Origin of the sequence: Bilifractor sp. LCP21S3_A7 (assembly GCF_052118825.1) — a bacterium.
GTDB lineage: Bacteria > Bacillota > Clostridia > Lachnospirales > Lachnospiraceae > Bilifractor.
This window is the reverse complement of sequence record NZ_JBQKGL010000008.1, coordinates 69,343-81,999: the sequence shown is the minus strand read 5'-3', so window position 1 is coordinate 81,999 and position 12,657 is coordinate 69,343. Positions and strand designations below refer to the sequence as shown.

At 49.6% G+C, this 12,657-nt stretch carries 9 protein-coding genes; 8 read left to right on the top strand and 1 reads right to left on the bottom strand.

The window, feature by feature from the left end:
* Nucleotides 1–81 precede the first annotated feature (81 nt).
* Nucleotides 82–921: a diaminopimelate epimerase gene (gene dapF / locus ACTQ1O_RS08845; RefSeq protein ID WP_441486968.1), complete on the top strand. Its 840-nt coding sequence runs from the start codon at nucleotides 82–84 to the stop codon at nucleotides 919–921.
* A 355-nt stretch (nucleotides 922–1,276) separates the two neighbouring features.
* Here the strand turns inward: dapF and ACTQ1O_RS08840 are convergent, their stop codons facing one another.
* Complete coding sequence (locus ACTQ1O_RS08840) at nucleotides 1,277–2,506, bottom strand: ATP-binding protein (RefSeq protein WP_441486967.1); 1,230 nt, start codon at nucleotides 2,504–2,506, stop codon at nucleotides 1,277–1,279.
* A 597-nt stretch (nucleotides 2,507–3,103) separates the two neighbouring features.
* Between ACTQ1O_RS08840 and ACTQ1O_RS08835 the strand changes: the two genes are divergently transcribed.
* The 7 genes from ACTQ1O_RS08835 to lon all read left to right on the top strand — a co-directional run bounded on the left by ACTQ1O_RS08835 (nucleotide 3,104) and on the right by lon (nucleotide 12,632).
* Nucleotides 3,104–3,280, top strand: coding sequence for a hypothetical protein (locus tag ACTQ1O_RS08835; RefSeq protein WP_441474220.1), 177 nt, complete (start codon nucleotides 3,104–3,106; stop codon nucleotides 3,278–3,280).
* Between the two features lie 126 nt (nucleotides 3,281–3,406).
* Entirely contained in the window at nucleotides 3,407–3,673 is a 267-nt protein-coding gene (locus ACTQ1O_RS08830; protein ID WP_441486966.1) for a hypothetical protein, read from the top strand.
* Entirely contained in the window at nucleotides 3,639–5,453 is a 1,815-nt protein-coding gene (locus ACTQ1O_RS08825) for a protein kinase domain-containing protein (RefSeq protein WP_441486965.1), read from the top strand. The genes ACTQ1O_RS08830 and ACTQ1O_RS08825 overlap by 35 nt, the downstream gene beginning before the upstream one ends.
* 33 nt (nucleotides 5,454–5,486) lie before the next feature.
* Nucleotides 5,487–5,978, top strand: a complete 492-nt coding sequence (locus ACTQ1O_RS08820) for a hypothetical protein (RefSeq protein ID WP_441486964.1) — start codon at nucleotides 5,487–5,489, stop codon at nucleotides 5,976–5,978.
* A gap of 6 nt (nucleotides 5,979–5,984) precedes the next feature.
* A complete protein-coding gene (locus ACTQ1O_RS08815) occupies nucleotides 5,985–8,525 on the top strand; it encodes a hypothetical protein (protein ID WP_441486963.1) in 2,541 nt (846 codons plus the stop codon).
* Between the two features lie 479 nt (nucleotides 8,526–9,004).
* Nucleotides 9,005–9,934: an NAD(P)/FAD-dependent oxidoreductase gene (locus ACTQ1O_RS08810; protein WP_441474314.1), complete on the top strand. Its 930-nt coding sequence runs from the start codon at nucleotides 9,005–9,007 to the stop codon at nucleotides 9,932–9,934.
* 190 nt (nucleotides 9,935–10,124) lie between these two features.
* Nucleotides 10,125–12,632: an endopeptidase La gene (lon, locus tag ACTQ1O_RS08805; protein WP_441474215.1), complete on the top strand. Its 2,508-nt coding sequence runs from the start codon at nucleotides 10,125–10,127 to the stop codon at nucleotides 12,630–12,632.
* The last annotated feature ends 25 nt before the right edge of the window (nucleotides 12,633–12,657 follow it).

Here is a 12,657-nt window from a genome sequence, read left to right as displayed (position 1 = left end):
AACTTAGAGAATAAAGGATGAACGGACGCGGAAGCAACTCAGAGAATAAAAAGGGAAACGGACGCGGAAGGAGATGAAGGCATGAAATTCACAAAAATGCACGGGTGCGGCAATGATTATGTGTATGTGAACTGTTTTGAGGAAGAGGTGGAAAATCCGTCGGAGGTTGCCATCCGGGTGAGTGACCGCCATTTCGGGATCGGATCAGATGGTCTGATTCTGATCAAACCTTCAGAGAAGGCGGACTGTGAAATGGATATCTACAATGCGGACGGCTCCAGGGCTAAGATGTGCGGAAACGGAATCCGATGTGTGGCGAAATATGTATACGACAATGGAATCGTACCGAAGACGAGAATGAAGATTGATACCCAGAGCGGCATCAAGATTCTGGATCTGACAGTGGAGAATGGAAAGACGAAGACGGTGCGCGTCAATATGGGACCGGCGGAACTGACAGCGGCGAAGGTTCCTGTGCTTTCGGACAAGGAGAGGGCAATTGATGAACCGATTGTGATTGACGGAAAGGAGTATCGCTTTACGGCGGTATCTATGGGAAATCCGCACGCGGTGGTGTTCATGGATGACGTGGATCATCTGAAAATCGAGGAGATCGGTCCGAAGTTTGAGAAAAACGCAATCTTCCCCGAGCAGGTGAACACTGAATTTATCCGGGTTCTCAGCGATGACACGATACAGATGCGCGTGTGGGAGAGAGGCTCCGGTGAGACGCTGGCCTGCGGTACCGGGTCGTGCGCAGCGGCGGTCGCGTCGATCCTGAACAAAAAGGTAAGGGATGATGTCCCGGTTACCGTGAAGCTCCGGGGCGGAGATCTGACCATCGAATGGGATCAGAAGGAGAACCGCGTCTACATGACCGGTCCTGCCGAGACGGTTTTTACAGGGCAAATAGATCTGTGAGAAAAACAGCAGCTGCATGGAAGGAAATTTTCCATGTGGCTGCTGTTTTTTTACGCGAACAGTGAGACGCAGCCGAATGCGAAGTATTCGTGTGCGGCGAGCGTCGCGATAGCGAGATAATACTCGCGCAGCGTGTTTTATCTCGTTGGGGGCGGGGCACATGTTCGATCAAGTGCCGGGCGCGGAACAATTTCGCATGGAGTGCGGAGACAGATAGCTGACCGTGCGTATGTGTGCTTATCTGCCGGGCGCAGAACAATTCCGCATGGAGTGCGGAGACAGATGGCTGACCGTGCGTATATGTGCTTATCTGCCGGGCGCAGAACATTTCTGCGTGGAGACAGATAGATGAATGTCAGAACGGAGAGTTCTTCTGCTTTCCGCGAGGGGCGGCTTCTGCAGCGGAAGATGACTCTGCGCCGGGCATCTCCGGAAGCTCCGTCATATCGTAGGTATCCAGGAAACTGTGACGTTTTCCCTCGTGATCCTTGTAGCCCAGCACCGCGTTCATACAGATGTTTTCCATGCTGCGGAAGATATTGCCCTCTACGGAAGGAGTCGTTTTCTTGAGCTGGGCAATCAGCCGCTTGGCTTCGAGCCGCTTTGATCCGGTGCCGCCGTGTCCGTCAACAGAGCAGGTGTCGGTGAAATGGCAGGCGCACCGGATGAACTGGAGACCGTTCGCGTCTCTCCATGCCTTGATGTCATCTTCACGGATCAGATAAAGAGGACGAATCAGCTCCATTCCCTCGAAATTTGTGCTGTGAAGCTTGGGCATCATGGTCTGTGTCTGACCGCTGTAGAGAATACTCATCAGGGTTGTTTCGATTACATCGTCGTAATGATGTCCGAGCGCAATCTTATTGCAGCCGAGATCCTTTGCCTGTCGGTACAGATAGCCCCGGCGCATTCTGGCGCAGATGTAACAGGGCGATTTCGGAATATTATCAACCGCGTCAAAGATCCGGGTCTGGAACATGGTGAGAGGAATCCCGAGAAGACCGGCGTTTCCCTGAATCATGCCGAGCGTCGTCTCGCTGTAGCCCGGGTCCATGCACAGATATACCACTTCAAAGGGAATCTTGTTCCGCCTCTTCAGCTCCTTGAAAAGCATCGCCATGAGCATGGAGTCCTTGCCGCCTGAGATGCAGACCGCGATCTTGTCGTTCGGGCGGATGAGGTCATAGTCGATGATTGCTTTGACGAAGCGGCCCATAATGTCATGCTTGAAGCGCTTACGGAGACTTTTCTCAATCTCAGTGCGGCGCTGTTCATTCCCGGATTCGGACTTCATGATGCGCACAAGCCAGTTTCCGTAGCCGCCGTCCAGATGGTAGGCGTCATAGCCTTCGGCCAGAAGCTTCTCGGCGGGGTCCCTGCTCAGTACGCCGAACATACAATAGAGGACCAGTTTTTTGTTCTTCGGCAGCTGAAAGCTGCCGTTCAGGAGGTCCTGTCTGGAAATGCGCACAGAGCCCGGAATATTGCCAAGCTGGTATGCACTTTCGTCACGCACGTCAATGATTATATAATCTTCCGCAGCCCAGGTCTCAAGTTCTGCGGGAGTAACTGTCTGTATACTCATTTTCTGCCTTTCTTTATTACATATTTCCGTGATCTTGTATTATATCCTTCCAGTAAAAAAATAGCAACCAATGCGTCTGTCTGAGTGAAACATTGATTATTCGATTGCTGGATTTAGAATCAATAGCGGCTTTTTCATATTTGAAATTAGAATTTGCGACAGCTTTTTGCACAAGGAATCGGTGAGATCTTTGTATGATTTGGTCATTCAGAGATACTTTTCAACGGGGCGCAGCATGCTATACTTAAAGTAATTCCCGAAGTACACGGGAAGCATTCTTTTTTCTTATTCTTTTTGACATCAGCTGTTCTGGCGGATGTGATCCCACGAAATGGAACTGGCAGTACGTGATTTCTAACGTGAAGTGGAACTCGTAATACCTGACTATATAAATATGAGATATTATCGGATTTATTTTGGCAGGAGAAAAAAGTGAAGCACGCGCGCTTGCACGGAACCGCACATGATCAGCGGTAAATCAGATCATGGACAAAATTCGCACGTGTGCATCTGCACAGGCAGACAGGCGCAGGAATGCAAAGAGAGGGGGATGTTATGAAAGAGTTGTTGTTGCTATTTGAGCAGACAGAAAATTGTATGAAAAAGTTGAGGGAAGAAATCCGATCTCTGGAAGCGATGTACCCATCTGACGAAGAAGATGTGGTTTCCTGTTCTCTTCGTATGGAGGAGGAGCTTGCTGAGCTGCGCCGCAACACGGTGCGCATGAAGGTACTGCTGTACGGAATGCTGCAGCATATGTCTCAGGCAGTTTAACATGTCGTGAGCAAGAAGTCCCTCATCACTATAGGTGAAGGGATGAATTGCGATAAACACGGCTTTCTTTTGACCTTGGCATCACGTGAGTTTTTGCGAAGAGTTTTTCAGGGAGGGGTATGAAAAATGATTTTTCCAGACGAAAGGGCAGGACGTCTCCGGACGGTGGAGCACTATACGCTTGAGATGCAGGATCTGATTAAGAGAATGGCCGAGATCCTGGACAACTCTGCCGGATGCTGGATGGGAGACAATGCAGATTTCTGCAGAGAGCATGGCAGGATTTACGCAGGAGAGGCGGCTGAGAACCTGCATATGCTGCTTGACGCGGCATATGAGATGTGTGAAGGGGCGCAGAATGTTTACAGGACAGATTCTGGACGGACGTTATGAGATCCTGAAGGAAATCGGAAGAGGCGGGATGGCCAGAGTGTATCTGGCGATGGATGTCAGACTCCATAAGAGCTGGGCTGTGAAGGAAATCCGGAAAGACGGGCAGGACGGTGAACACAAGGTGGCGGTGAGCTCACTCCTGGCGGAAGCAGAAATGATGAAAAAACTTGATCACCCTGCACTGCCGAGAATTGTGGACATTATTGACAGGGATGAGTCGGTCTGCATTGTTCTGGACTATGTGACCGGGGAATCGCTGGACCGTCTGCTGAAACGGCAGAAATTCTTTCCGGAAGACCAGGTCATGAACTGGTTTCTTCAGCTGGCTGAGGTGCTGGAATATTTACATCGTCAGAATCCTCCGATTATCTATCGGGATATGAAGCCCGGCAATATCATGCAGACACCGGAGGGATTTCTCAAACTTATCGATTTCGGGATTGCGAGGGAATATAAATACAAGAATCAGACAGATACAATTGCGCTCGGAACGAATGGATATGCCGCTCCGGAGCAGTACGGCCATGCGCAGACAGATCCCCGCTCGGACATTTATTCTCTTGGAATTACCATCTTTGAACTTCTGACCGGAATATCTCCGGGAAAAGATCCCTATCAATACCAATACCATCCGATCCGGAAGATCCGTCCGGAGATTTCGGAAAGCACAGAAACCATACTAAACCGCTGTCTGGCTTTTGCACCGGATCAGCGGTATCCGGACTGCCGCGCACTGATCTTTGATCTCAGGCATCCGGAGCGAACAATTTCCAGTGTGCGCAGAAAACAGAAAAGACGGACTGCTTTATTTTATCTTTCAGCGGTCATGGCTGCCGGATGCTGCCTGGGCGGTCTGACCTGCAATGTAGCTGCTGTACAGCTGAACGAGAGAAATTATGAGAGAAGGATCAGTATCTCACAGGCTCTGCCTGCGGAGGACAGGATCAGAAGTTACCTGGATGCGATTGAGATAGATGGAGGAGATGTCCGGGCCTATCAGAAGCTGTTAGAGGTATATCGCGAGAAAGGCGTCTTCGGTGAGGCGGAAAGCCGGATTTTTCTGGAAGCGTGGAGTACCAACCAGGCGGCCTTGAAAAAGAACAGCAAGGCGGGAGCTTATCAGAAACTGTCCTTAGAGGCAGGAATTCTGTATTTGTATTTATACTCCGGCGGGGATGATTCCTTTCGCAACAGAGTGCTGAAGGCACAGCCGTTTTTCCGGGACGCTGCGGAAGAAAAGGAGAACAGGGAGGTTTCTGCCAGAGCCGGATATTATTCGTCGTTCTGTACCTTCTGTATACGATTCGCGTTTGACAATACCAGTGTTCGGGAGCCTTCTCTGGAAGATTACCAGAAGCTGCTGGAGTCGGTCAGAATGAATATTCTTCAGCTTGAGGATTACCAGACAGAGGATGCCGACTATGTTCGGATGATCATGTATGAGGAATTCGGAAATCTGATCAATGCTTACCGGAAAGGAATGGCGTCCTGCGGAATCAAAAGGGAGGAGGTTCTGGATCTCCTGGACCAATTGATGGAAAAAGTCCGCGCACTGCCCGTAACGCAGCAGAAATCCGTTCAGCTGCAGGAGAAACTCCTGGCGTGTTTTTCTGAATATCATGAGAATCTGGACAGAACCTGGGAAAATACCGAACAGAGAAGAAAAGCAGAGCAGGAAGAGCAGAGGAGAGCGGGAGAAGCAGAGCGTGAAGAGCAGAGGAGAGCGAGAAAAGCGAGAGAAGTGGAGCAGGAAAAACAGGAACAAAACGGAAAAGAGTGACGGATTCGCATCTTATACAAAGGGGAGGAAAGTATGAGAGCAGGTACGCAGCAATTATACCTGATTTCGGAGATCCTGTTTGTTTTTTCCGGGGCGGGAATTGCATTTACAGTTTTTCTGGGAATCCGTTTCCGGATCTGGCAGCAGATCCGGACAGACCGCGAGGAAAATGCGGTTATGGGGCAGGTGCATCCGGGAAAGGAAAGACGAAGGAAGCTCTTTGCCAAAGAGAAATATCAGGACATTGATGATGCGGAAGAAGCATCTCCGTGCAGGGAGGAAGAAAATACAGCGGATCTGGTATCTGACAGAGGAGTAGAAGAAAAAGTAGTGGGTCAGGTTTTCGATAGCACTGGAGACAATGTGACGGAAGCCCTCGGGGCAGATGCAGAGAGCGAAACCGAGACAGTGGCCCTCGGGGCAGATGCAGAGAGCGAAACCGAGACAGTGGCGCTCAGGGTTGATCCGGGGAGTGAGAGCGAGACAGCCGCGCTTAGTTATAGTTGGAAGATGGAAGGCAGGTGAAGGCAGATGAAACAAAAGCTTGTGTTATTGCTATTGGCGGGCGCTTTGATCATGAACGGTTCGGGGCTGCAGACAGACACAGAAACAACTGTGGAGGCGGCAGAAGATAGTGTAAAAGAAGAAACAGACAGCATCAGTTTTGTGGAGAACTCAAATCCAGAAGAAGTCATAAATACGAAGACAAGTATGGATTCAATTCAGGAAGAAACCATGAATACGGAAACAGGCGAGAACCCGGTTCAGGAGTCCCCGCCCATGATGGAAGAAGATTTTTCATCGGAAAACGAAAAGAGGGAGAAGGACCTGGAAAAACCTTCTTCTGCAGATTCAGAAAAGAAAATGAGCGAAGAGGACCTGGAAAAGCAGCCTTTCGCAGATTCAAAAAAGAAAGTTAGCGAAAAGGACTTGGAAAAGCCTTCTTCTGCAGATTTAGAAAAGAAAGTAAGCGAAGAGGGCCTGGAAAAGCAGCCTTCTGCAGATTCAGAAAAGAAAGTGAGCATAGAGAAAGCGGAGAACAGAAATGATGTTGGAGAAAACAATGGAACAGAAGACACCGAGGACCAGGAGATGAATCATGCTGCGGCAGAGGATGTAGAAGAACAGAAAAAAGATACGGACACAAAAGACGAAGATGCAGATCAGAATATCGATCATGCTGCAGAAGAAGATGTAGAGATAGAGAAAAACGATCCGGATAGGAAAGAAAAAAAAACGAAATCAGAACTGCCTTCACAAAGTCTGGAAGAAGGAGATAGTGACAAAAAGCCGGAAGAAGCAAAGGAAGACAGACCGGTTGGAAACAGAGCGGAATCAAGTATCACAGAATCAAATATCATAGAATCAAATATCATAGAATCAAATATCACAGAATCGGGAAAAAACGAACCACAGATCACAGAGTCAAAAAGTGATGAATCGAAGATCAGTGAGTTAACAAGCACCAAACCGGAAACTGGAGAGATGAACAGAGCAGATCCGGAAAAATCAAAAGAAAAGGATAATATGATTCAGAGTGTCCGCAGTCAGGAGGAGCTGAAACGAAAGGAGAGAGAATCTTCGACAGGGGAGCAGCTGACAGCGAAGCAGAAGGAGCCGCCGACAGCTGAGCAGAAAGAGAAGCCGGCAGCGGAACAGACGAAGGAGCGGGGTGCAGAGCAGAAAGATAAGCCAGCTGAGGAACAGCCGGAAGTTACGGTACCGGAAATCTATGAACAGATAAATACAGATAAAAAGGAAGAAAAGTCAGGTGAGACAGAGGAACAGACCACGGCAGTAAAGGTGGAAGAAACAGAGGTCGGGACTGAAGAACAGAAGAAGATACAGCAGGTTATGAATACAGAGAAATTGGAGAGCATGCTGGATTCGGCCAGAATAGGAATCAGTGAGAATAAGGACAGCGAAGGAAAGAACAAGATGGTTCTCAGGCTGGAAGGAGCTGCATTTGAGGCGGCGAAGCCGGTGAAAGTCAAGATACAATTGATCAGAGAGAACGGAACAGTCACAGGGAATGCGGGCGGCCAGGAGAATGAGATTCTGGTGACCCGGGAGATTGTGCCAAACCGCGTGTCGGGAACAACGGAAGCTGCGGGGGCAGGGAATCGGTCAACGGAAGAACCATGGGAGATGGAAATTCTTTCCAGAGAAGATACCGGCAAGATCCTGCAGGAAATTCCGGATAATGATGGATATTATAGAATGGCTGTGACTTATGAGGATGAAGAGGGAAATACCGCTTCCCGGGATATTCCATTTAAGGTGAATCGCTTTGGCTCCGTCTATGTTTACAGTCAGAGCTGCAAGGATCTTCAGGATTCTTACGTCCGGAGTGTAGAAAGGGATCTGGTTATTTCCGAATATAATCCGGACAGACTCGTCGCAAAATCACTGAAGGTTGAGATAATCAGGGATGGAGAACCACTGGAGCAGGTGTTATATGAAGTGCATAGTGGTGAAGATGATAAGCAGGAAGACCGTGAGCAGGAAGATCGTAAGGGATGGTATCGCTATGATTACATCATCAGCCGCAAGAATTTTGAGAAGGACGGGATCTATCAGGTATCGGTTTCTTCCGCAGATGAAGCAGGAAATAAGCCGGACAGCATGGATTATTATCAGAAGCCGATCTTATTCCGAGTGGATTCCACGAATCCAGAGGTGAATTTTATCCGGCTAACGGAACGGTCGATGAAGGTCCATGCAGAAAATATTCTCCGATATCAGGCATTTGATGCGATTCGCCTGAAGAATATCAGGGTTCTCGTGGACGGAAAGCTGCAGCAGGAGATATCGGACATTCCGGATGCGACGAACTATCAGGGAACCGTCAGATTGACCGGACTTCGGAAACATAAAGTGCAGATTGTACTGACCGACATGGCGGGTAACTCGTATCGGTCAGAAGAACAACAGGTGTATGGGATACCTGTCTGGCTTTATTTAGTAATGGGTATCATCTGTGCAGGAGTGATTGGCGTATCGTCGTTATTGGTGATTTTCAGAAAGAGCAAACGATTGCGCCTCAGGGGTCCCCGTGTGATAAAACCGTGAAAAGCCGGTTGTATTAAATCAGATTTATGTTTCAAAATTTATTATGGAAGCGGGACTCCGGACAAGAAGCGAAGGATTCCCGCTTTTTTGTACCCCATCTCATATCTGTGCGACTGGACTTATGCAATCGATGGCAAAGGGGGAAAAACGGGTGCTTGACAAATGCTGGCAGGGTTAGTATGATGATCTCATAATTAATTGTACACAATATAATTTCATTTCTGCTGTCTTCTTATGAGATTACAGAAAGAATTCATTAACAAGGATAAGAAGTAAATCTGGGATGCAATTACGGCATGAATTCTGGCAAAGGAACAAATATTAATTCTGTACAAGTCATGCGCAATAACAGGTCATGCACAATAACAGGTCATGCGCAATAACAGGTCATGCGCAGTAACAGATCATGTGCAATATGAGAAGCTTGGCAGATGAAGACAGACATATGCAAAAATATACAGAAAGGCGGGCTATTTGATATGACAGAAGAAAAGAAACAGGTCACAACAGATATTGTAATCATCGGAGGCGGGACCGCCGGGCTGACCGCTGCGATCTATGCGGTGCGCGCCGGAAAGCAGGTAATTGTGCTGGAGGCGAAGGCATACGGCGGACAGATTGTGAACACACCGGACATTGAGAACTATCCGGGACTTGCGCATGTCAGCGGGTATGATTTTGCGACGGGCCTTTATCAGCAGGCGATCGATCTCGGGGCGAGATTCCGCTACGAAAGAGCTCTCGGCATCCGGGAGGATAACGGCGGGAAGATTGTGGAGACCAGAAAGAGAGAATATCACTGCAAGGCGGTGATTCTGGCAACCGGAGCGAAAAACCGCACACTTGGAATTGACAGAGAAGAGGAACTGACCGGAAAGGGAGTTTCCTACTGCGCCACCTGTGATGGCTCGTTTTTCAAGGGACAGGATGTCGCTGTGAACGGCGGAGGCAATACGGCGCTTGAAGATGCCCTGTATCTGGCAGATATCTGCAACAGGGTTTATCTGATTCACAGAAGAGATCAGTTCCGGGGCGACGCGGCGGATGTGGAGAAGCTGAAGCAGAAGAACAATGTAGAATTTGTCCTGAACAGTAATGTGACCGGGCTGATCGGAAGCGATAAGCTCACCGCGGTCGAGGTGACAGACAAGATTTCCGGAGAGAAGAGGGAGCTTCCGGTAAGCGGTCTGTTTGTCGCGATCGGTCAGGTGCCGGACAACAAGGCATTTGCGGATGAAGTAGACCTTGCTCCGGCCGGCTACATCGAAGCCGGAGAAGACTGCGCTACAAGAACTCCCGGCATCTTCACTGCAGGAGACTGCCGTACCAAGACAGTCCGGCAGCTGACAACCGCTGCGGCGGATGGAGCGGTCGCGGCACTGGCGGCGTGCAGGTATATCGGAGCCTGAATAACATAGGTCTCTTTCCTGTTTTTTGAAATTAAATTGTTCACAATCGTTGACAACGCCGGTAATTATGCTATACTACATATAATTAGCACTCAATATTAATGAGTGCTAACACACCTGCAGAGGGCAGGGACAGTTACGGCAACAGAGAGCTTGAGTTCTCTGGAGATTGCAGAAAAGAGGAACGAGTATGAAAAGTTATCTGGTTATACCTTCATATGATACAGTAATACTCCCTGACGTCGATTATCAGCTCGGCGTTGAGGAACTGAACGAGGATGAGAAGAGCCGCATCAAGATCGATGACAACAAGGTACTGATCGTACCGATGAAAGAAGCAAAGGGCAAGATGGACCTGACCATGAGCGATGTCTATGGTCTGGGCGTGCTCGCAGATGTACTGGACATCAATTCAACAAAGGTTGGATACCGGGTGCACGCCAGAACCCGGGAGAAGGTGGAGATCACCAGCCTCACCGGAAATGGTGACATTCTGGAGGCAACCTTTGAACCGAAGGACGAGGTCCTTGATATCACGCTCAAGGGTGAGAAGGACCTTCTCGACACCTTGAAAAAGGATATCACTGAGCTTACCACCCATTTCCAGGGCGGGCAGATGGCGGCCGGCTATGTGGAGAGATGCAAGAGCATCAATGAACTGGGAGCGATGTTCTGTCAGTTCCTGGATATGAGTCCGGATGAAAAATATGCGCTTCTGGAGACAGACTCGATGAAACAGAGAGGACTTCTGATCGAGGAAGCACTGAAACGGTTTAAGGGCACCGTTGATATGCAGGAGGCCCTGAACGACAGATACAATGCGACGGAAGGCAATTTCTACAAGAAGGCCGCCATCGAGAAACAGATCGGGCTTCTGCAGAAGGAACTGGATGACATGGATCCGGATGCGGCGGAGGAAGAAAACGACTACCGGAGAAAGATCGAGGAATCGGGAATGCCCGCCGAGGCAAGAAAAGAGGTTGACCGGGTTCTGAAGCGCTATATGGAGATGCAGCCGAACGATCCCGACCGTGCATCCTCCGAGAATTATCTGGATTTTGTAACCTCACTGAAATGGAAGCCGGATGAACTCCCGAAGGTCGATCTGAAGGAGGCCAGACGGATTCTGGACAAGGATCACTACGGTCTGGATAAAGTAAAGGAAAGAATTCTGCAGCAGCTGGCAGTCATGGCACTGAAGAATAAGCAGGAAGGATCGATTCTGTTGCTTGTCGGCGCTCCCGGAACAGGTAAGACCAGTATGGGAAAGAGCATTGCCGAGGCGCTGGGCAGAAAGTATGTCCGGATCAGCCTGGGAGGCGTACGAGATGAGGCAGAGATCCGCGGTCATCGCAGAACCTATGTCGGCGCAATGCCCGGACGTATCATGGAGGGAATCAAGCGCTCCGGCGCCATGAATCCGGTTGTGGTTCTGGATGAGGTCGATAAGCTGACCGAAGGAGGATTCAGCGGAGACCCGTCGAGCGCACTGCTGGAAGTGCTGGATCCGGAGCAGAACAACACCTTTGTCGATCACTACATGAATATACCGTATGATCTGTCAAATGTATTTTTCATCTGCACGGCGAACAGCTGGGATACGATCCCGCAGCCTCTGCTTGACCGTATGGAGGTAATCCAGCTTTCTGGCTACACTCCTTACGAAAAGGAGCAGATCGCAAAGAAACATCTCCTGCCGAGAGCGATGGAGGATACCGGTCTGACACGGAAGGATCTCAGTGTAACGGACGGCGCAATCCGCAGAATTGTCTCGGAATACACCAGCGAGGCGGGAGTCCGCGGATTGAAAAAACAGCTGGACAAGCTCTGCAGAGTTGTTGCCGCAAAGCTGGTAGAGAAGCGGATGGAAGAGGAATCCGGAGCATCATCCGAAGCAGAGGAAAAATGCGAAACTGCGGCTGGAGCAGAGAATACTTCTGAAAAGACGGCGGCATCTGAAAAGGCGGATGCTGAAACGGAAAAGACGGAGAAAAAAGAAAAATCAAAGAAAATCACCGTGAAGGAGAAGGATGTGCCGGAATATCTCGGCAACAAAGGAATTCTTCACGATCGCGTGCAGAAGCACAATCCGGCCGGTATCGTGACCGGACTTGCATGGACACAGGCGGGCGGCGAGATTCTGTTTATAGAGACGACGGCGATGCGGGGCAGCGGACAGATCAAGCTTACCGGTCAGCTGGGCGATGTCATGAAGGAGTCGGCCTCCATTGCGGCCAGCCTTCTGAAGTCCTACTACATCAACAGCGATCTGAATTTCAGAGAGAGAGATATTCATATCCATGTTCCGGAGGGAGCAGTTCCGAAGGATGGACCGTCTGCAGGCATTACCATGTTCACCGCATTGACATCGCTGGTCAATAACAAACCGGTGCCTTCCGATCTTGCGATGACCGGTGAGATTTCCCTGAGAGGCCAGGTACTTCCGATCGGCGGGCTTCCGGAGAAGCTCATGGCTGCGCAGAGAGCCGGCGTGAAAAAGGTGCTGATCCCGAAGGACAATGAGAGAGATCTCGAGGATGTACCGAAGGAGGTCAGAGATCATCTGACCATTGTACCGGTGGAAAATGTCCGTCAGGCAATTCGCGAGGCAATCGGAATCGAGCTTCCGAAGCCGGCACACAATCTCTTTGAGAAAATGAAGGGCGACGAAGAAAACGAGCCAGCGGAGAAGAAGTAAGCGAGCCGGCAGAGAAGAAGGAAGA

Coding starts and splice junctions, on each gene's coding strand:
- ACTQ1O_RS08835 (WP_441474220.1), top strand. CDS start 3,104: ATGAAAAAGTTGAGGGAAGAAATCCGATCTCTGGAAGCGATGTACCCA.
- ACTQ1O_RS08825 (WP_441486965.1), top strand. CDS start 3,639: ATGTTTACAGGACAGATTCTGGACGGACGTTATGAGATCCTGAAGGAA.
- dapF (WP_441486968.1), top strand. CDS start 82: ATGAAATTCACAAAAATGCACGGGTGCGGCAATGATTATGTGTATGTG.
- ACTQ1O_RS08830 (WP_441486966.1), top strand. CDS start 3,407: ATGATTTTTCCAGACGAAAGGGCAGGACGTCTCCGGACGGTGGAGCAC.
- ACTQ1O_RS08815 (WP_441486963.1), top strand. CDS start 5,985: ATGAAACAAAAGCTTGTGTTATTGCTATTGGCGGGCGCTTTGATCATG.
- ACTQ1O_RS08840 (WP_441486967.1), bottom strand. CDS start 2,506: ATGAGTATACAGACAGTTACTCCCGCAGAACTTGAGACCTGGGCTGCG.
- ACTQ1O_RS08810 (WP_441474314.1), top strand. CDS start 9,005: ATGACAGAAGAAAAGAAACAGGTCACAACAGATATTGTAATCATCGGA.
- ACTQ1O_RS08820 (WP_441486964.1), top strand. CDS start 5,487: ATGAGAGCAGGTACGCAGCAATTATACCTGATTTCGGAGATCCTGTTT.
- lon (WP_441474215.1), top strand. CDS start 10,125: ATGAAAAGTTATCTGGTTATACCTTCATATGATACAGTAATACTCCCT.